This window comes from Mesorhizobium sp. ISC11 (assembly GCF_037162595.1).
Taxonomy (GTDB): domain Bacteria; phylum Pseudomonadota; class Alphaproteobacteria; order Rhizobiales; family Rhizobiaceae; genus Mesorhizobium; species Mesorhizobium ciceri.
Genome location: NZ_JAVSPW010000001.1, coordinates 2,394,586 through 2,415,634, shown reverse-complemented (window position 1 = coordinate 2,415,634; position 21,049 = coordinate 2,394,586). Strand labels below are relative to the sequence as shown.

The window sequence follows — 21,049 nt, the reverse complement described above, 5'->3', positions numbered from 1 at the left end:
CAGCCTCACCCCTGCGGCCTGAACCTCGCCACCAGCGTGTGGCTCTCGGCCGCGTAGGTGAAGCGCACATGGGTGACCGGGTGCTCGGCGCTCCACGTCCGTCGCTCGACCACCAGGCAGGGCGCACCGGTTTCTATATCGAGTGCAGCCGCGATATGCCTGTCGGCGGCGACAGCACGAATCCGGTGCTCGGCTTCGCTCCACGGCACGCGGCCAATCAGCCATGGTCCTGGTGCGGTGGCCACGAATTCCTCGTCCGCTGCCTCGGGCACGGCGGTGAGATTGATCAGCCGCTGTTCATGCGCGAACGGCCGCTCGCCGGCGAAATGACCGCACTCCAGCGCCAGCACCGGTCCGGCCACGCCGAGTTCCAGCAGCGCGCGATCCCCGGCGCTGCTGCGCCTTTTGTGTCGGGCGACGCGCTCGTAGCGATAGGGCAGGCCGAGCGCTTCGACCTCGATGCGGATATCGTGGATTTCCAGCACCGCGGCCTGCGACTGCGGCCGGCGCACAAAGCTGCCTGAGCGGCGGCGGCGCTCGATCAGTCCGGCCTTGGCAAGCTGCGACAGCGCCTTGTTCACCGTCATGCGCGAGCAATTGTATTGCACGCTCAACTCATGCTCGAACGGGATGCGATGACCGGGCGCCCAGGCGCCGGACAGGATTTTCTCGCTGATGTAGGAGAGGATGCGCTGGTGCAGCGAGCCGCCGCCTTCCGCCTCCACAGTGCCGGCCATGCTCATGCCGAAAGCGCCGTCATCACGTTGCGAAAACGCTCAGCGATGGCCTCTCGCTTCACATGCCTGCCGCCGCTGACCTGTTTGCGGCCATGCACCCAGACGCAGTCGACCTTGCTGCCATTGGCGAAGATCCAGGCGTCGAGGATCGCGTCGCCACTCTTGCCGGCCAGCGAGGGATTTTGGGGATCGAGCGAGACAAGATCGGCGGATGCGCCGGCGGCGATCGCGGAAGCACCGGCGCCAAGCGCGACGCAGCCACCGTCGAGCGCGGCGTCGAACAGTGCGCGGCCGGTCGAGCCGCCGGCGACCGCCAGCACATTGCGGGCGCGGTGGGCGAGGCGCTGCGAATATTCGAGCTGGCGCAACTCGTCGGGCAGGCCGATGAGCACATTGGAATCGGAGCCGACGCCATAGCGGCCGCCATGTTCCCTGAACAGCGGCGCGGCAAAAGTGCCGTCACCGAGATTGGCCTCGGTGATCGGGCACAGGCCGGCGATGGCACCGCTTTTGGCCATGGCAACGGTTTCAGCATCGGTCATGTGGGTGGCGTGGATCAGGCACCAGCGCTTGTCGACTTTGGCATTGGCCAGCAGAAATTCGACCGGCCGCGCGCCCGACCAGGCAAGGCAATCCTCGACTTCTTTCACCTGCTCGGCAATGTGGATGTGGATCGGCCCGTCCGGCGCTAGGGCAGTCACGTCAATCAGTTCTTCCGGTGTCGCGGCGCGAAGGCTGTGCGGAGCGACGCCGACAACAGCCTGATCCAACGCGCGAACCGATTCGCGGCATTTCTCAACAAGCCGGGAAAACCTGCCCACATCGTTGATGAATCGGCGCTGGCCTTCGTTTGGTGCGGCACCGCCGAAAGACGAGTGCGCATAAAACACCGGCAAAAGCGTCAGGCCGATGCCTGCCTCGCCGGCCGCGGCCGCAATGCGCTCGGCCATCTCGGCGAGGTTGGCGTAGGGTTTTCCGTCGCGGTCGTGATGCAGATAGTGAAATTCGCCGACACGCGAAAACCCGGCCTCCAGCATCTCGACATAGAGTTGTGCGGCAACCGCCTCGACCTGATCGGGCGTCATCGACAGGGCGAAACGGTACATCACCTCGCGCCAGCTCCAGAAACTGTCGGCGGAGGGGCCGCGAAGTTCGGCAAGGCCGGCCATGCCGCGCTGGAAGGCGTGGCTGTGCAAATTGGGCATGCCGGGCAACAGGATCGCGTGACGTTCGTCGCCGGCTGCCGCAGCAGCGCCAGGCTGAACGGCTGTGATGCGTCCCTCGGCCAGGGTAAGCCGCACATTTTCGCGCCAGCCATCGGGAAGGAGCGCCTGTTCCGCAAAGATCGCTGCCACTTTTCTCTCCGGTTCTCTGTGTCTCATGCGATGAAGGCACTTGCAGTGCGTTTCAATATGTATATACATAATCGTCATCGATTGAAACGGAAAAGATGATGGCTGCAAAGAGCAAAAGCCGGGCTGGGGATCTTCGTCTGTGGCGCAATGCGCGGCTGACGACAATGGCCGACGGGTCTGCCGGACTTGGCGTCGTCGAACATGGCGCGGTCGCTGCGCGTGACGGCCGCATTGTTTATGCCGGCCCCGAGTCGGAGCTGCCCCCGACACTTGCCCAGGGCGCCGAGACGGTTGATTGCGAGGGCCGCTGGATCACACCCGGCCTGATCGACTGCCACACCCATCTGGTCCATGCCGGCAACCGCGCCAACGAATTCGAGATGCGGCTGGCCGGCGCCACTTATGAAGAGGTCGCCCGGGCTGGTGGCGGCATAGTCTCCTCGGTCAAGTCGCTGCGCGCCGCCAGCGAGAGCGAACTGGTCACCCAATCACTGCCACGCCTCGATGCGCTGATCGCCGAGGGCGTAACGACCGTGGAGGTAAAATCAGGCTACGGCCTGGACCTCGAAAACGAGAAGAAGTCGCTGCGTGCCGCACGGCGGCTGGGCAACCAGCGGCCGGTGACGATCCGCACGACCTTCCTCGGCGCCCACGCGCTGCCGCCGGAAGCCAAGGGTGACAAGGACGCCTTTATCGATCTGGTCGCCAGGGAAATTCTCCCGGCGGTTGCCGCCGAGGGGCTGGCCGATGCCGTCGACGGTTTCTGCGAGGGCATCGCCTTTTCGCCGGAACAGATGGCGCGCGTCTTCGATGCTGCAAAGGCGGCCGGCCTGCCGGTCAAGCTTCATGCCGACCAACTGTCCAATTTGCATGGCGCCGAACTCGCCGCCCGTTACGGTGCGCTGTCGGCCGACCATCTCGAATACACCGATGAGGCAGGTGCAGCGGCAATGGCCAAGGCCGGAACCGTGGCGACGATCCTGCCCGGCGCCTACTATTTCATTCGCGAAACCAAGAAGCCGCCGATCGGCCTGTTTCGCCAGCACGGCGTCAGGATGGCTGTAGCCACCGACAACAATCCCGGCACTTCGCCGCTGACCTCACTGCTTCTGACCATGAACATGGCCGCGACCCTGTTCGGCCTGACCGTCGATGAATGCATTGCCGGCGTCACCCGGGAGGCGGCCCGCGCGCTTGGTTTGCTGGGAGAAACCGGCACGCTGGAAGCCGGAAAATCCGCCGACCTGGCGATCTGGAACATCGAGCGCCCCGCCGAACTCGTCTATCGCATGGGCTTCAACCCGCTGCATGCCCGCATCTGGAGAGGACAATGACCGAACTGACCCTGAAGCCCGGCAATGCGACGCTGGCCGACTGGCGCGCCATCTATCGTGGCGCCGTGCCCAAGCTGGACGATGCCTGCCGGCCGAAAATCAAGGCGAGCGCCGAGGCCGTCGCTAGGATAGTTGCCAAGGGCGAGCCGGTCTATGGCATCAACACCGGCTTCGGCAAACTGGCCAGCGTCCGCATCCCGGCCGAGGATCTCGAGACCTTGCAGCGCAACATCGTCCTGTCGCACGCCGCCGGCGTCGGCGAGCCGATGCCGGTTGCCGTTTGCCGGCTGATGATGGCGCTGAAGCTCGCCAGCCTGGCGCAGGGCGCGTCGGGTGTGCGGCCGCAAACCATCGAGTTGCTGGAAGCGATGCTGGCCAACGACGTCATCCCGGTGGTGCCGGCGCAAGGTTCGGTCGGCGCCTCCGGCGACCTTGCCCCGCTATCGCACATGACGGCGGTGATGATCGGCGTCGGCGAATGTTTTACCCCACATGGCCGTTTCCCGGCCAAGGTCGCCTTCGTCTCGCATGGCCTGGAACCGGTGACACTGGGCGCCAAGGAGGGCCTGGCGCTGCTCAACGGCACCCAGTTTTCGACCGCCTATGCGCTGGCCGCCTTGTTCGAGGCCGAAGTGCTCTACCAATCGGCGCTGGTCGCCGGTGCCCTGTCGACCGACGCGGCAAAAGGCTCCGACGCCCCCTTCGATCCGCGCATCCATGTGCTGAGAAAGCATCCCGGGCAGGTCGAGACGGCCGACGCCCTGCGCAATCTGATGGCCGGCAGCGCCATCCGTGAATCGCACCGGGTTGGCGACGAACGCGTGCAGGATCCCTATTGCCTCCGCTGCCAGCCGCAGGTGATGGGCGCTGCACTCACCGTGCTGCGCCAGGCGGCCGACACGCTGGGCACCGAAGCCAACGGCGTCACCGACAATCCGCTGATCTTCGCCGAGGATGACACCGCGCTTTCCGGCGGCAATTTCCACGCCGAGCCGGTGGCCTTCGCCGCCGACATGATCGCGCTCGCCGTCTGCGAGATCGGCTCGCTGTCGGAGCGCCGCATCGCCATGCTTGTCGATCCGGCACTTTCCGGCATGCCGGCCTTCCTGACGCCCAAGCCCGGCCTGAACTCCGGCTTCATGATCCCGCAGGTGACGGCGGCGGCGCTCGTTTCCGAAAACAAGCAGAAAGCCTATCCGGCATCAGTCGATTCGATCCCCACCTCGGCCAACCAGGAGGACCATGTTTCGATGGCCGCGCACGGCGCGCGCCGGCTGATCGGCATGGTCGAGAACGCCACCGCGGTGATCGGCATCGAACTGCTGGCCGCGGCCCAAGGCTGCGATTTCCACGCGCCGCTGGCCTCGAGCGACGCCCTGGAGGCGGTGCGCAGGCTGGTGCGGGCCGAAGTGCCGCATCTCGACAATGACCGCCATTTCCACCCCGATATGGAAAAAGCCATCGCCATGGTGCGCAGCGGTGCGGCCATCGAGGCCGCCGGCGGTGTGGCTCTGCCGTCGATTTCCGGAGCGGTGTGATGGCAAGCGCGCCCTGGCTGACGGTCACGCCCGGCACAGCCCCGTTGCTGGTGTCGATACCACACACCGGCATCGACCTCGCCGGCCTTGAGAATCGGCTGGTCTCACCCTGGCTCGGCCGCCGCGACTGCGATTGGTGGATCGATAATCTCTATGACTTTGCCGCCGGCCTCGGGGCGACGGTGGTGCACACCGCGATCTCCCGCACCGTCATCGACGTCAACCGCGATCCCTCCGGCGCCTCGCTTTACCCCGGCCAGGCGACGACGGGCCTTTGCCCGACCGAGACCTTCGATGGCGATCCGCTCTATCGCGAGGGCGAAGAACCGGGGCCGTCGGAGATCGACGAGCGTCGCGAGGAATTCTTCGTGCCGTACCATGCCGCCTTGCAGGCCGAGATCGGCCGGTTGCGCGGGCTACACGAAAAGATCGTGCTCTATGACTGCCACTCGATCCGTTCAGTGCTGCCGCGCCTGTTTGAAGGCACGCTGCCGGTTTTCAATCTCGGCACCAATGACGGCAGGAGCGCCGATCCGACGCTGCAGGCGATGGTCGGCCAGATCATGGCCGAAACCGGTGAAACCTTTGTCATCAACGGCCGCTTCAAGGGCGGCTGGATCACACGCCATTTCGGCCAGCCGCAACAAGGCGTGCACGCACTGCAGATGGAACTCTCCAACCGCATCTATATGCGCGAGCCCGATGGCAAGGGCACGCCGGACAATTGGCCGGTGCCCTATGACGCCGAGTTCGCAGCACCGATCCGCGCCACCCTGCGGAAAATCCTCGAGACCGCGACATCCTGGGCGCGCGTCTGACATCAGATCCTCTTATGGAGTGACGCCATGAACAATCCTCGCCACAACATCCGCGAAGTCCGCAGCCCGCGCGGCACCGAAATCAGCGCGCGCTCCTGGCTGACGGAAGCGCCGCTGCGCATGCTGATGAACAATCTCGACCCGGATGTTGCTGAAAATCCCAACGAACTGGTCGTCTATGGCGGCATCGGCCGGGCGGCGCGCACCTGGAACGATTTCGACCGCATCGTCGCCTCCTTGAGGACGCTGGCCGATGACGAGACTTTGCTGGTCCAGTCGGGCAAGCCGGTCGGCGTCTTCCGCACCCATCCGGACGCCCCGCGTGTGCTGATCGCCAACTCCAATTTGGTGCCGCACTGGGCGAATTGGGAAAAGTTCAACGAGCTCGATAAGAAGGGCCTGATGATGTACGGCCAGATGACGGCCGGCTCGTGGATCTACATCGGCACGCAAGGCATCGTGCAAGGCACCTACGAGACCTTCGTCGAGGCCGGTCGCCAGCACTATGGCGGCAATCTCAAGGGAAAATGGATCCTGACCGGCGGCCTCGGCGGCATGGGTGGCGCCCAGCCGCTCGCCGCCGTCATGGCCGGCGCCTGCTGTCTCGCCATCGAATGTAACCCGGACTCGATCGATTTTCGCCTGCGCACCCGCTACGTCGACGAGCGCGCCGAGACGCTCGACGAGGCGCTGGAAAAGATCGAACGCTGGACCAAGGCCGGCGAGGCGAAGTCGGTCGGACTGCTTGGCAATACGGCCGAGATCGTCCCGGAGATGTTCAGGCGTGGCATTCGCCCCGATATGGTCACCGACCAGACCTCGGCGCATGATCCCATCAATGGCTATCTGCCGAAGGGCTGGACGATGGCCGAGTGGCGCGAGAAGCGCGTCAGCGACCCCAAGGCGGTCGAGAAGGCGGCCCGCGCTTCCATGCGCGAACATGTCGAGGCGATGGTGGCGTTCTGGAACGCCGGCGTGCCGACGCTCGACTATGGCAACAACATCCGCCAGGTGGCCAAGGAGGAGGGGTTCGAGAACGCCTTTGCCTTCCCCGGCTTCGTGCCGGCCTATATCCGTCCGCTGTTCTGCCGCGGCATAGGTCCCTTCCGATGGGCGGCTCTGTCGGGCGATCCGGAAGATATCTACAAGACCGACGCCAAGGTGCGCGAACTGACGCCCGGCAACACCCACCTGCACAACTGGTTGGACATGGCGCGCGAGCGCATCGCCTTCCAGGGTCTGCCGGCGCGCATCTGCTGGGTCGGCCTTGGCGACCGCCACAGGCTCGGCCTCGCCTTCAATGAAATGGTGGCCAAGGGTGAGCTGAAGGCGCCTGTCGTCATCGGTCGCGATCACCTCGATTCCGGCTCGGTCGCCTCGCCGAACCGCGAAACGGAATCGATGAAGGACGGATCGGACGCGGTATCCGACTGGCCGCTGCTCAACGCGCTGCTCAACACGGCGTCGGGCGCCACCTGGGTGTCGCTGCACCATGGCGGCGGCGTCGGCATGGGTTTCTCGCAGCACGCCGGCATGGTCATCGTCGCCGACGGCACGCGCGAAGCCGCCAGGCGCCTGGAGCGGGTGTTGTGGAACGACCCGGCGACCGGTGTCATGCGCCACGCCGATGCCGGCTACGAAATCGCCGTCGAATGCGCCAAGGAGCACCAGCTCAACCTGCCCGGCATTCTCGGGTGAGAAACGTCCGGCCGCAGGCAGGCGAAAAGCCGCGGAATCGGCTTTTCGAGTTTCGAACGCCCGTAACCATAGCGGAGGGCTAGGTATGCGCATCCTGCGGGCAGCCGAATACCGGTCGATGCCGTGGAAGAACGGCGGCGGCGTGACGACGGAAATCGCCGTCTCGCCGCCCGGTGCCGGGCTAAACGATTTCGACTGGCGCGTGTCGATGGCCCGTGTCGAATCGAGCGGTCCGTTCTCGCAATTCGCCGGCATCGATCGCACCCTTGCCGTGCTCGAAGGCGAGGGCATCGTCCTCGAGATTGCCGGCTACCCGCCGAGATCTATAAACAGGACGACCGCCCTGTTTTCTTTCCCGGCCGACGTGCAGACCTCGGCCGCGCTGATCGGCGGACCGATCACAGATCTCAATGTCATGACCCGCCGAAGCCGGATGACGCATTCGGTCGAACGCCTGGTGATTTCGGCCCCCGTGGAAATCCGGACTGAAGCCGGCACAACGCTCATCCTGTGCTTGGACGGCGACATCAGTGTGCCCGCCGCTGAACCGGTTCGCCTCGGGCCGCTTGACACGCTGCTGTCCGGGCCGGTCAGCACCGGCCTGCTTGTCCAACCCGCCCATGAGGCAACGCTGTACGTGATCCGGATCCGCGCCATCGCCGGCAACGATTAACGCTTGTTTCCAAACATGATCGCGGTACCGGCGAAATATAGCGTAAGCTGCTGGCGGCATCACGAAAAAGCCTGAATCCTCTCCGCCGATCTGGCTGGCGGGAAGTGGGGTGCTTGTCTTTGAGTTTTGCTGAGAGACGACGCCCTGTCGTGGTGCGGAAACAAACTTTCGGCAAGTGGGGTTTATGCAACCAATTGCATTTGAACCGGTTTTAGGGCCATTGCCGTGGCGGTGACGCCGCTCAGTGCCCGCTTACGGAATTTTCAATGAATATTCAGACGAATCCTGCCCAAATCGAGAAGACAAGCGCGAGCTTCCCGGCCATCACCGAAGAGCCGATCCGCTCCAATTACCTGCCCGAAGAGCGCCTTCGGCTGCTCGGTGAAAGCCTGGCGAAAGGCGACCTCACAGATCTGTTCGGGCTGACGCCCTTCGATTTTCAGGCCCGTATCCGCGACAGCGCCAAGAAGATTTTGGAAGTCTACCGGTCGACCAATGCGGCGCAGGCGAGGGGCGAGACGATCACGCCGGCGGCACAATGGCTGCTCGACAACAATTACCTGGTCGAAGAGACCATTTTCCAGGTCAAGCGCGACCTGCCGCGCCGCTTCTATCGCCAGCTGCCGACCTTGAAACTGCCTGACGGCGGCAGCGTGCCGCGCGCGCTGGCGCTGGCCTGGACCTATGTCGCACATTCGGACAGTTCCGTTTCGGCGACGATGTTCAAGTCCATCGTCCAGGGTTTTCAGTCGGTCGAGCCGCTGAAGATCGGCGAACTCTGGGCGCTGCCTTCGCTGTTGCGCTTCGTGCTGATCGAAAATCTGCGCCGGCTGGCGGTCAGGGTCAATCGAACCCGTCAGATGCGTCAGATCGCCAACGATGTGGCAGACAAGGTCCTGGCCACCGACGACAGCGCCGACCGGCAGTCGATCCTGTCCAATTTCAGCGCACACGCACAGGACACCACCTTCGCCACCCAGCTGCTCTATCGCCTGCGCGATGGCTCGCAGAATGCCGGCAAGGCTCTGGAATGGCTGGAAGGCGAGCTCGAAAAGACCGGCTCCGATGCCGAGGAAATCATCATTTCCGAACATCACACGTTGTCCAGCGGCAATGTGACGACGGGCAACATCATTCGTGGCCTGCGCCTCATCAACGACGTCGATTGGACCGTGTGGTTCGAAGGCGTCAGCCGCATCGACACCGTGCTGCGCGAGCGCACCGATTTCGCCGCGCTCGACTTCTTCTCGCGCGACCAGTACCGGACCGCGATCGAGGAATTGGCGCGCCGCTCGAACCTTTCGGAATATCGCGTCGCCGAGAAGGCCATCGAGCTGGCCGGCCACGCCGCCAGCGATGGCGACGGCGACGTCGTTTTAACCGGGTCCGCCCACACCGATGTCGGCTTCTTTCTCGTCGGCCCACGCCGGCTCGAGCTGGAGAAGGCGATCGGCTATCGACCCACCATCAGCCAGACAGTCAAGCGTGCCTTCCGCAAGACCGGCTGGCTCGGCATCGTCGTACCCGTGTTTGCGCTGACGGCGCTGCTTCTCGTCCTCTCCGGCAACGCACTCGCCAATCTCGGCCTGTCGGTGCCCTCGATCGTCCTGATGCTGGCGCTTTTTGCCGTGCCGGCCAGCGAGGGCGCGCTCGCCTTCTTCAACACGGTCGTTTCGCTGTTCCTGAAACCGACGCGCCTCGTCGGCTACGATTACCGGCACGGCGTGCCGCCCGAGGCGCGCACGCTGGTGGTGGTTCCGTCGCTGATCGGCTCGCGCGACGATGTCGAGGAAAACATCCGCAATATCGAGGTGCATCATCTCGCCAACACGGCCGAAGAAATTCACTTCGCGCTGCTGTCGGACTGGCCGGACTCGAAGACCGAGATCGATGCTGCCGACACCGAAATCCTCGAATTCGCGCGTGCCGAGATCGCTCGTCTCAACGCACGCTATCCCTCCGAAGGCGCGCCGCGTTTCTACGTCCTACACCGGCGCCGGCTGTTCAATGCGGCGCAAGGGTCGTGGATGGGCTGGGAGCGCAAGCGCGGCAAGCTGCATGAACTCGACCTTCTGCTGCGCGGCGACAGCGACACCACGTTCCTGCCGCTCGACGTGCCGCTGCCGGAGAACGTCGTCCACGTGATGACGCTCGATGCCGACACGCGCACCACCCGTGACGCGGTCGCCACCCTCGTAGGCAAGCTCTGCCACCCGCTCAACCGGCCGCATTTCGATGCCAGCAAGCGCGTCGTCACCGCCGGCTACGCGATCCTGCAGCCGCGCATCACCGCGTCGCTGACATCAGGCGACGATGCGTCGTTCTTCCAGCGGGTGTTTTCGGCCAATCGCGGCCTCGACCCTTATGTCTTTGCCGTGTCCGATCTCTATCAGGACGTCTTCGGCGACGGGTCCTTCACCGGCAAGGGCCTCTATCACGTCGACGCCTTCGAGGCCGCCCTGCAGGGCCGCATCGAGGAAAACACCATCCTCAGCCATGATCTGCTGGAGGGCGCGCTGGCGAGATCGGCGCTGGTCACCGATGTCGAACTGGTCGAGGACTATCCGACCCGCTACTCGGTCGACGCCTCGCGCCACCATCGCTGGGCGCGCGGCGACTGGCAGTTGCTCGGCTTCATGCTCGATCCGCGCTCCGGCGTGCCTGCGCTGTCGCGCTGGAAGATGATCGACAATCTGCGCCGCTCGCTGACGCCGATCTTCTGGGTGATGGCGGCGATTGCCGGCTGGACGCTGCTGCCCTTCACACAGGCCGCGCAATGGCAGGCCCTGCTGATCCTCAGCCTGTTCATGGCGCCGACATTCGACATCGTCAACGCCATCCTGCCCAAGAGCGGCGACCAGACGCCACGCGGCCATTTCTCGGCCCTGGCACGCGACGTCGCCTTCGGCACCGCCATGGTGGCGCTGAAGATCGTCCTGATGGCGCACAACGCCTGGATGATGGGCGATGCCATCGTGCGCACGCTCTATCGGTTGTTCGTCAGCCGCCAGAACCTTTTGGAATGGCGCACCGCCTCGCAGGCGCACAAGGCGGGCGACAACGATGTCGGGTCGTATTACGGCATGATGTATGGCGCCGTGATCATCGGCTTCGTCGGCCTTGCCATTCCGGTGCTGGCCGATTCGACCGGCGCCTTCGTTGCCTTCTTCTTCGCGCTGTTCTGGATTGGCTCGCCCGCCATCGCCAGCTGGATCAGCCGTTCGGCTGAAACCGAGGATCGCTTGCGCATATCGCAGGCCGATATCCATACGTTGCGCACGGTGGCGCGGCGCACATGGCATTATTTCGAAAGCTTCGTGACGGCAGAGCATCACCATCTGCCGCCCGACAATTTCCAGGAAAGCCCGGCACCGGTGGTGGCGCCTCGTACTTCGCCCACCAATATCGGCGTCTACCTGCTGTCCGTCGTTTCCGCCCGCGACTTCGGCTGGATCAGCCTGTCCGACGCCATCACCCGCATCGACGCCACCATGGCCACGATCGAGGGCATGCCGCGTGAGCGCGGTCACCTCTTCAACTGGTACGACACCACGACGCTGAAGCCGCTTTATCCGCTCTACATCTCGGCTGTCGACAGCGGCAACCTCGCCGGCCATCTGGTGGCGGTGGCGGCGGCCTGCGCCGAATGGGCGGAGGCGCCCTCCGTGCACCTCCAGGGCGATTTCGAAGGCATTCTCGACACGGTCACCATCCTCAGCGAAAGCCTCGATGATCTGCCCGACGACCGCCGTCAGTTGCGCCCGCTGCGCCAGCGCCTCGCCGACCGTCTCGACGGCATGCGGCGCGCTGTCGACACCATCAAGGCGCAGCCCGAAATGGCGTCGATCCGCACCATCAACCTGGCCGTGCTGGCAGGCGAAATCCGCAAATTGGCCACCGCCATCCATACCGAGGCGGTGTCGCCCCAAAGCGACGTCATCGTCGACTGGGCGGCAAGGCTGGAAGCCACCTGCGAAGCGCACGTCCATGACGCGCACAGCGACGACAATGCCGTCGAGGCGCTGCGTGCCAAGCTGCTCACCTTACGCGAGCGCACCCGCCGCTATGCCTTCGAGATGGATTTCTCCTTCCTGATGCGGCCGGAGCGCAAGCTGCTGTCGATCGGCTACCGGGTCGAGGAACACCAGCTCGACGAAAGCTGCTACGACCTTCTGGCTTCCGAAGCGCGGCTGACCAGCCTGTTCGCCATCGCCAAGGGCGATCTGCCGACCGAGCACTGGTTCAGGCTTGGCCGGCCGATCGTCGAAATCGGTTTCCAGGGCGCGCTGATGTCCTGGTCCGGCTCGATGTTCGAATATCTGATGCCGCCGCTGGTGATGAAGGAGCCGCAGGGCTCGATCCTCAACCAGACCAGCAAGCTGATCATCAAACGCCAGATCCAGTATGGCCGCCAGAAGAACGTGCCGTGGGGCATTTCGGAGGCCGCCTACAATGCCCGCGACCGCGAACTGACCTACCAATATACCAATTTCGGCGTTCCAGGCCTCGGGCTGAAGCGCGGTCTTGGCCAGAACACGGTGATCGCGCCTTACGCCACCATACTGGCGGCCCAGTTCAATCCGCGTGAAGCCGTGCTGAATCTCGCCCGATTGCGGGAGATCGGGGCGCTCGGCCGCCACGGCTACTACGATGCCGTCGACTTCACGCCGCAACGCGTGCCGGAAGGCACGGACCATGTCGTCGTCCAGAATTATATGGCCCACCATTCGGGCATGTCGATCGCGGCGGTTGCCGACGCCATCTTCGAAGGTCGCATGCGCGACCGCTTCCACAGCGATCCGGTCATCGAATCGGCCGAACTCTTGCTGCAGGAGAGGGCGCCGCGCGACATCCCGACCGCGACCGTCAGGACCGAGGCCGACGAACGCTCCAAGGACGAGACCGAAGTCGACAGCCCCGACACCCGCATCGTGCTCAATCCGCTGCAGTCGCTGCGGTCGACCAACGTCATGTCGAACGGCCGCTATTCGGTGATGGTCAGCGCGACCGGCTCGGGCTACAGCCGCTGGGGCGATCTCTCCGTCACCCGCTGGCAGCCGGATCCGACCGAGGACCGGCTCGGCTCCTACATCTTCCTGCGTGACGCCGGCACCGGCGACTGGTGGTCGGCTACAGCCGAACCGAAGCGAGCCGCCGAGGAAAAGGCGCAGACCTTGTTCTCCGACGACAAGGCGAGCTTCGTCAAATCGGTGGGCACGTTGCGCTCCGAGGTCGAATGCATCGTCATCTCGGAAGGCAATGGCGAGGGCCGTCGGGTCACGCTCTACAATGACGGTCCGTCCGACCGTCACATCGAAGTGACGTCCTTTGCCGAACTGGTGCTCGGCCTGGAGGCGTCCGACAACGCGCATCCGGCCTTCTCGAAGATGTTCGTGGAAACCGAAATCTCTGCGAACAACGCGGCGATCTTCGCCACGCGGCGCAAGCGCGAGACCAGCGAGCCCGATATCGCCATGGTGCATTTCGTCACCGATCCGTCCGGATCGGCGCGCGACGCCGAGGCCGAGACCGACAGGCGCGCCTTCATCGGCCGTGGCCGCACCATCGTCGACGCAGCCGCTTTCGACCCGGGCGCCAGGCTGGGCGGCCACTCAGGCTTTACGCTCGATCCCGTCGCCTCGCTGCGCCGCCAGGTGCGCGTGCCGGCCAACAAGAAGATATCGCTGACCTTCTGGACGGTTGTCGGCGCCGGCCGTGCCGAACTGGACGAAGCCATCGCCCGCCTCGACCATCCGGAGAGCTTTGCCCGCCAGGCCATGCTTGCCTGGACGCGCAGCCAGGTGCAGACCCGCCACATGGGCCTCAGCCTGACCGATGCCGCCAATGTGCAGAAGCTGGCGCGCTATCTGATCTATCCGGATCCGTTCCTGCGTCTTCCCGCCGAATCCATCGCCTCGGGGCTGGGCAAGCAGTCGAGCCTGTGGCCGACAAGCATTTCCGGCGATTTCCCGATCTTCCTGGTCAGGATCGGCGATGTCGCCGATCTCGAAATCGTCGCTCAGGCGCTGCGGTTCCAGGAATATATGCGCACCCGCGGCATGATGATCGACTTCGTCGTCGTCAACGAGCAGGCGTCCTCCTATGTCCAGGACCTGCAGCGGGCGGTCGAGACGCTGTGCGAAAACAGCCGTCTGCGCGGCAAGGAGCTCGGGCCGCGCCAGCACATTTTCGCGGTGCGCCGCGATCTTATGGACGAGACCACCTACAAGACGCTGCTCGCCGTCGCCCGCGTCGTCCTGCACACGCGCAACGGCACCATCTTCGACCAGATCGAGCGCGCCGAGGCGGCGGCCCTGCAGGCGCGGGATGCTCTGGCAACGTTGCCGATTCCGCGTGAATTGCCGTCGCCGACACCCACGACGCATACTCCTGCCTCGCAGGCGGTGGCCAATGTCAGCGCCGATGGCAGCGGACTCAGCCAATGGAACGGCTTTGGCGGTTTCGACGGCGACGGACGGCACTATGTCGTGCGCCTGGCCGGGCGGCGCACGACGCCGCAGCCGTGGATCAACGTCGTCTCCAACGCCTCGTTCGGGTTCCACACCTCCGCCGAGGGCGCAGCCTTCACCTGGAGCCGAAACAGCCGCGACTACCAATTGACGCCGTGGTCGAATGATCCGGTCTCGAACCGCCCGGGCGAGGGCCTCTATATCTACGATCAGGCCAGCGGCAAGGCATTCTCGCCGCTCGCCGCCATGGTGCGCGATCCCTCGATGACCTACGAGGCCTGGCACGGCCAGGGTTTCTCGACCTTCCGCTCGAAGCGCGGACCGTTGTCGATGGACCTTACCCATGTCGTCGATCCGGTCGATTCCCTGAAAATCTCGCGGCTGCGCATCCAGAATTCCGGCTCGGTGCCGGCGCGGCTGCGTGTCTATGCCTATGCCGAATGGGTGCTCGGCGGGCATCGGTCGCGCACTGCGGCAACCATCGTCCCGTCGCGGGATGCCGCCAGTGGGGCGCTGCTCGCACAAAACCCCTACGGGCTGGATTTCGGCGAGCGGGTTGCGTTCCTGGCGGCCGACGGCGGCGTCCATTCGGTGACGACAGACCGATCGGAGTTCCTGGGCCGGCATGGCTCCAGCGAGCTACCGCAGGCGGTGCTGAGCGGTGCGGCGCTGTCTGGCCGTGTCGAGGCCGGCGACGATCCGTGCGCGGCGATTGCCCGCGACGTCGAGATCCCGGCAGGCGGCGACGTGACGCTGCTCTGGCTGCTCGGCGACGCCGAGTCGGTCGAGGAGGCGAGCGCGCTGGTGCAGGAGCATCGGGCCAAGGACTTCGACCAGCGATTGGCCGACAATGAGCGCGAATGGCGCGGCTTCCTCGACACCATCCAGGTCGAGACGCCCGACAAGGCGCTCGACGCCATGGTCAACCACTGGCTTCCCTATCAAAGCCTGGCCTGCCGCATCCGCGCCCGCTCGGCCTTCTATCAGGCCAGCGGCGCCTTCGGCTTCCGCGACCAGTTGCAGGATACGCTGGCGCTGCTGGCACATGACCCGCAGCTGGCGCGCGACCAGATCCTCAACGCGGCGCGGCGGCAGTTCCCCGAAGGCGACGTGCAGCACTGGTGGCTGCCGCGCACGGGTGCTGGCGTACGCACGTTGATCTCCGACGACGTGGTCTGGCTTGCCCACGCTACGGCGCGCTATTTGCTGGTCACTGGCGATGCCTCCATCCTCAAGGAGCAATTGGCCTTCATCGATGGACAGCCGCTGGGCGAGGGCGAGCACGATGCCTTCTTCACCCCGGAAATCTCGAAGAAGACAGCGACGCTCTACGACCATTGCGCGCGTGCGCTCGATCTCGCCATCAAGCGCAGCAGCCCCGCGGGCCTGCCGCTGATCCTCGGCGGCGACTGGAACGACGGCATGAACCGCGTCGGCGAGCACGGCAAGGGCGAGAGCGTCTGGCTCGGCTGGTTCCTGCTGAAGACGCTGGGCGATTTCGCGCCCGTCGCCAAGACCGAGGGTGATGCCAAGCGAGCACAGGCCTGGGCAAAGCATGCCGATGTTCTGAAGCGGGCGCTTGAGAGCACCGCATGGGACGGCGAATGGTACCGGCGCGGCAGTTTCGACGACGGCACGCCTTTGGGGTCTCGCAACTCGCAGGAGTGCAAGATCGACTCGATCGCCCAGTCCTGGAGCGTGCTTTCGGGAGAGGGCGACCCGGCACGGTCGACCACCGCCATGGAGCAAGCAACGAAGCTGCTCGTCGACGACAAGCTGAAGATCGTCAAGCTGTTCACGCCGCCATTCTCGAAGACGGAAAAGGACCCCGGTTACATCAAGAGCTATCCGCCTGGCGTGCGCGAGAATGGCGGCCAGTACACCCACGCCGCCACATGGTTCGTCATCGCGCTTGCCGAGATGGGGCAGGTCGACGAGGCTTATCGTTGTTTCTCGATGCTGAATCCCGTCAACCACGCGACCGACGAGGCCACGGCCGAGCACTATCGAGTCGAGCCCTATGTCGTGGCGGCCGACATCTATGCCGGGGACGACAATGCCGGCAACGGCAAGGGCGGCCGTGGCGGCTGGACCTGGTACACCGGCTCTGCCGGCTGGCTCTACAGGGCTGCGGTCGAAGGCATTCTGGGCATCGAACGGCGCGGCAAGCGTGTCCAGTTCAAGCCGAAGCTGCCAAGCCACTGGGATGGGTACTCGGCAAATCTCAAAATGCTGGGGGCGGAACTCAAGGTTCGTGTCATCCGCGACAATAAGGCCAAGGCCGTGTCGCTGGAGGTGAATGGGGCAAAGACCAAGGCTTCGGCAGTCGAGCTGAAGGACGGCGAAGTTGCCGAGGTTGTCGTCAGGATTCCGGCCTGAGGCCTGTTGCCCAAAAAGCATGCGCTCGGGGCTGAGGCCCCGACCGCGACTTTTGTCACGCCAGGCGGGATGAGAGGCCCCATCCCGCCTGGCGTTGCCGTCTGCCGTTGACGGGCATCCCGCCGAGAAGTCTATGAAATCAAAGGTTTGAGGCGCCCCATAGGAGTAGCCGCGAGCGATGAGGCTTTGGCCACCCTTCGCCTGGAAGGGCATCCTGCAGCTTTGTTTTGCTTTATACTTCGCGAAAGGCGATTTCGGCCTCAGTCATCCGCCCGACATTGTTGCTGATTAAAATTATGGCAGCACGTGCCAACTGCCATGATTTCGCCGCATGCCTGACATTTTACCTGTCTTCTCAAACCGTTAGGTGATCACGGCAGATTTCGGAACGTCGCCATCTTTTGTTCGCTCTAAGGGAACTGAAGGGGTACACGGCCATTGTTTTGCGACGTATCAACCGGTACGAATAAAATGATGCAGTGCACAATAAACAGCGTGGCGGAGTAACTGGGGTGACCCTTCTGCAAATCTACTGGCGAGCTCTCGGTTATCTGGCCGCGGACAGGAAACGCGTTGCGTTGATCTGTTCGGCCAACGTGGCTCTCGCCATCGTAGCGCTTCTCGAGCCGATTATGTTCGGTCGCGTCATCGGCGCCATCTCCGAGCGTGGCTCTGTCTTCACCACGCTGGTCATGTGGGCCGGTCTCGGCGCCTTCAACATCGTTGCCTTCGTCATGGTGGCGCGCGGCGCTGACCGTTTCGCCCATGCTCGGCGCAGCGAAGTGCTTTGCGAGTCGTTCGAGCGCGTGATCACCATGCCGCTCGCCTGGCACCATCAGCACGGCACCTCCAATGCGCTGCACACGATGCTGCGCGCCGTCGAAACCCTGTTCAGCCTTTGGCTCGAATTCATGCGCCAGCATCTGTCCACGGCTGTCGCCCTCGTGCTGCTGGTCCCGACCGCGATCAGCATGGACCTGCGCATGTCGCTGGTGCTGCTTGGCCTCGGGCTGCTCTATGTCGGCATCGGCCGGATGGTCATGCGCCGCACCAAGGCGGGCCAGGCCGCGGTCGAGCGCCACTACCACAAGGTGTTCGCGCATGTGACCGACTCGGTCAGCAACGTTGCGGTGCTGCAGAGCTACAATCGCCTCGGCCACGAGGCCGATACGCTGCGCCGCTACGTCAAGAACCTGCTCGACGCGCAGAACCCTGTGCTCGACTGGTGGGCGCTGGCCAATGCCTTGCACCGTCTGTCATCGGCAATCTCGATGCTGATCGTGTTGTCGATCGGCTCCTATCTCGTGACTCATGGTCAGTTGGGTGTCGGCGACGTCATTGCCTTCACCGGTTTTGCCACGATGCTGATCGCTCGCCTCGACCAGATGTCGGCTTTCGCCAACCAGATTTCCGAGGCCCGTGCCAAGCTCGAGGATTTCTACCATCTCGAGGACTCCGCGGCTGATTCCGCCGAGCCGGACGGCTTGCGCGATCTTTCCAACGTCACCGGCCATGTGCGCTTCGAGAATGTCGGCTTTGAATTCGCCAATTCCGGCCAAGGCATCGACGACGTGTCCTTCGAGGTGCAGGCGGGCCAGACCGTCGCCATAGTGGGCCCGACGGGTGCCGGCAAGACCACGCTCATCAACCTGCTGCAGCGTGTCTTCTCGCCGTCCCATGGCCGTATCCTGATCGACGGCATCGACACCCGCACCGTGACCCGCAAGTCGGTGCGCCATTCGATCGCCACGGTGTTCCAGGATGCCGGCCTGCTCAACCGCTCGATCGAGGACAACATCCGTGTCGGCCGCGCCGATGCAAGCAATGACGAGATCCATGCCGCCGCCAATGCGGCTGCCGCACAGGACTTCATCCTGTCCAAGAGCAATGGCTACGACACGGTGGTTGGCGAACGTGGCGGCCAGCTGTCGGGCGGCGAACGTCAGCGCATCGCCATTGCCCGTGCCGTGCTGAAGGACGCACCGATCCTGGTGCTCGATGAGGCGACCAGCGCGCTCGACGTCGAGACCGAGGACCGCGTCAAGGAAGCGATCGACGAACTGCGCCGCGACCGCACCACCTTCATCATCGCCCACCGCCTGACCACCGTTCGCGACGCCGATCTGGTCGTGTTCATGGACAAGGGCAGGGTGGTCGAGATGGGCGGCTTCACCGAGCTGTCGCTGCGCAATGGCCGCTTTGCCAGCCTGCTGCGCGCTGGCGGCCTGCTCAACGACGAGGAGGTCCGCCGCCTCAGCCGCACCGTGCTGCAACAGCAGGAAGCGGCCGCCTGATCAGGCACGTCTCTGCTTTCTCCCACAGGGGAGAAGGCAAAGCGCTGCAGCCCTGCGACACCACCGCTCGATTGCCCCGAACGCCGCGGCGGTTTATGTAGAACCGCATGAGCGACACGACTTCACGCCTGACAAGCTGGATGGATCTCGCCAACCCGACGCGCTTCGTCGGGCTGGCGGACAAGGTCGTGCCATGGCTGGCCACGATCGCCGCACTGATCCTCGCCGTCGGGCTCTATATGAGCTTCGCCGCGCCTGAGGATTTCCAGCAAGGCATCACCGTTCGCATCATGTACATCCACGTGCCTTTCGCCTGGCTGGCCATGATGTGCTACACGCTGATGGCGGTTTCCGCACTCGGCACGCTCGTCTGGCGGCATCCGCTGGCCGATGTCGCGCTGAAATCAGCCGCCCCCATCGGTGCGGTCTTCACCGCGCTGGCGCTGATCACCGGTTCGATCTGGGGTAAGCCGATGTGGGGCACCTGGTGGGTCTGGGATGCGCGGCTGACCTCGGTCTTCGTGCTGTTCCTGATGTATCTCGGCATCATCGCGCTGACCCGTGCGCTCGACGATGCCAGCCGCGCCGCCTGGGCCGCCGCCATCATCACGCTGGTCGGCTTCATCAACATCCCGATCATCAAGTTCTCGGTCGACTGGTGGAACACGCTGCATCAGCCGGCCTCGGTGTTCCGCATGGGCGGCTCCACCATCGACCCCAGCCTGCTGTGGCCGCTGCTGGTCATGGCGCTCGGCTTCACCGTGCTGTTCTTCGCGCTGCACCTGATGGCGATGCGCACCGAAATCCGCCGTCGCAGGATTATCGCCATGCGCAGGGTCGCGGCTCGGCAGGCGGAAAGACAGGACTAGGTTTCCCCTCTCGCCATTCGAATTGCAACCAACAGCAATCTTATTCCTGCTTTCGCCTAAACAATGCTGCTGTGTTGCTGTACAGCAACGAGATGTCCCAAAAGGTCGCCTCGACTAGACCGTCCATTGACATCTTCCCCTGAACCGAGCCAAGTGCCAGTCACTGTTATTCGGCGGGGAATCAACGATGAAATTGCGTTTACTGACTGGGGTATCGATATTCGCATTGGGACTTGGCTGGAGTTCGGCGCACGCCGCCGATGCTATCGTCGACACCCCGAGGGCGGAGGATCTCTGGTATGTCACCCTGTTTGGCGGAGCCAGTTTCCCCAACAATGTGAAGACCGACTTCTATGGCGACCAGTATTCGGTTGATCTTAAGACCGGGTTCGTGATCGGCGGCGCTGTCGGCCGACGCATCAACGATGTGTTCCGTGTCGAAGGCGAACTGTCCTACGCACGCTACAAGGCAAGCGAGTACAATTACGGCGGCCCGAATAACTATCCGGCTTCCGGCAACTTGTCGGCTACTTACCTTCTCGCCAATGTCTGGGCCGACGTCGCGCACTTTGGCGATGCCAAGCTCTATGTCGGCGGCGGCCTCGGTGCCGCCTACGTTACTGCAGACACGAATTTCGACGGTAACGACTATGGCTATGGGCCGGGCGGCTGGGGCTTTGCCGGCCAGGTGGGCGCCGGCATTACCTACGCCGTAACGCAGAATGTCGACCTCGACTTCGGTTACCGGTTCAAGGCGGTGACAAGCGTGGATCTGGATGACAATGATGGCGGCGGCACATACGAGAATGCCAAGCTGTATTCCCACAATCTCCAACTGGGCGTTACCCTCAAATTCTGATTTGATCAGGCTGTCGCACGCCGCG

Annotated in this window: 11 protein-coding genes; 9 read left to right on the top strand and 2 right to left on the bottom strand. The window is 64.2% G+C overall.

The annotated features are described in order from the left end of the window. Positions 1–5: 5 nt before the first annotated feature. Together hutC and RPF88_RS12050 are read right to left on the bottom strand one after the other, a co-directional pair. Entirely contained in the window at positions 6–743 is a 738-nt protein-coding gene (gene hutC / locus RPF88_RS12055; RefSeq protein ID WP_337122479.1) for a histidine utilization repressor, read from the bottom strand. Next, entirely contained in the window at positions 740–2,092 is a 1,353-nt protein-coding gene (locus RPF88_RS12050; RefSeq protein ID WP_337122478.1) for a formimidoylglutamate deiminase, read from the bottom strand. Before RPF88_RS12050 ends, hutC begins: the two co-directional genes overlap by 4 nt. Positions 2,093–2,190: 98 nt before the next feature. On the opposite strand from RPF88_RS12050, the gene hutI reads away from it, so the two are divergent. From hutI to RPF88_RS12005, 9 genes are all read left to right on the top strand, one after another. Beyond that, complete coding sequence (gene hutI, locus RPF88_RS12045) at positions 2,191–3,426, top strand: imidazolonepropionase (RefSeq protein WP_337122477.1); 1,236 nt, start codon at positions 2,191–2,193, stop codon at positions 3,424–3,426. Further along, positions 3,423–4,964 (top strand): histidine ammonia-lyase, encoded by a 1,542-nt coding sequence (hutH, locus tag RPF88_RS12040; RefSeq protein ID WP_027162456.1) that lies wholly within the window; start codon positions 3,423–3,425, stop codon positions 4,962–4,964. The genes hutI and hutH overlap by 4 nt, the downstream gene beginning before the upstream one ends. Beyond that, complete coding sequence (hutG, locus tag RPF88_RS12035; RefSeq protein WP_013532301.1) at positions 4,964–5,782, top strand: N-formylglutamate deformylase; 819 nt, start codon at positions 4,964–4,966, stop codon at positions 5,780–5,782. Before hutH ends, hutG begins: the two co-directional genes overlap by 1 nt. A gap of 27 nt (positions 5,783–5,809) precedes the next feature. After that, positions 5,810–7,480, top strand: coding sequence for a urocanate hydratase (gene hutU / locus RPF88_RS12030; RefSeq protein WP_013532300.1), 1,671 nt, complete (start codon positions 5,810–5,812; stop codon positions 7,478–7,480). An 85-nt stretch (positions 7,481–7,565) separates the two neighbouring features. Next, positions 7,566–8,153 carry a HutD/Ves family protein gene (locus RPF88_RS12025; protein WP_013532299.1) on the top strand — a complete coding sequence of 196 codons (588 nt, stop codon included), beginning with the start codon at positions 7,566–7,568 and terminating at the stop codon, positions 8,151–8,153. A gap of 266 nt (positions 8,154–8,419) precedes the next feature. Beyond that, on the top strand, positions 8,420–17,002 hold the full coding sequence (locus RPF88_RS12020) for a GH36-type glycosyl hydrolase domain-containing protein (protein ID WP_337122476.1): 8,583 nt from the start codon (positions 8,420–8,422) through the stop codon (positions 17,000–17,002). 512 nt (positions 17,003–17,514) lie between these two features. Then, entirely contained in the window at positions 17,515–19,296 is a 1,782-nt protein-coding gene (locus tag RPF88_RS12015; protein ID WP_013532297.1) for a glucan ABC transporter ATP-binding protein/ permease, read from the top strand. A 107-nt stretch (positions 19,297–19,403) separates the two neighbouring features. Then, a complete protein-coding gene (locus RPF88_RS12010) occupies positions 19,404–20,165 on the top strand; it encodes a heme ABC transporter permease (protein ID WP_024505770.1) in 762 nt (253 codons plus the stop codon). Between the two features lie 187 nt (positions 20,166–20,352). Further along, positions 20,353–21,024, top strand: coding sequence for an outer membrane protein (locus RPF88_RS12005; RefSeq protein WP_024505769.1), 672 nt, complete (start codon positions 20,353–20,355; stop codon positions 21,022–21,024). The last annotated feature ends 25 nt before the right edge of the window (positions 21,025–21,049 follow it).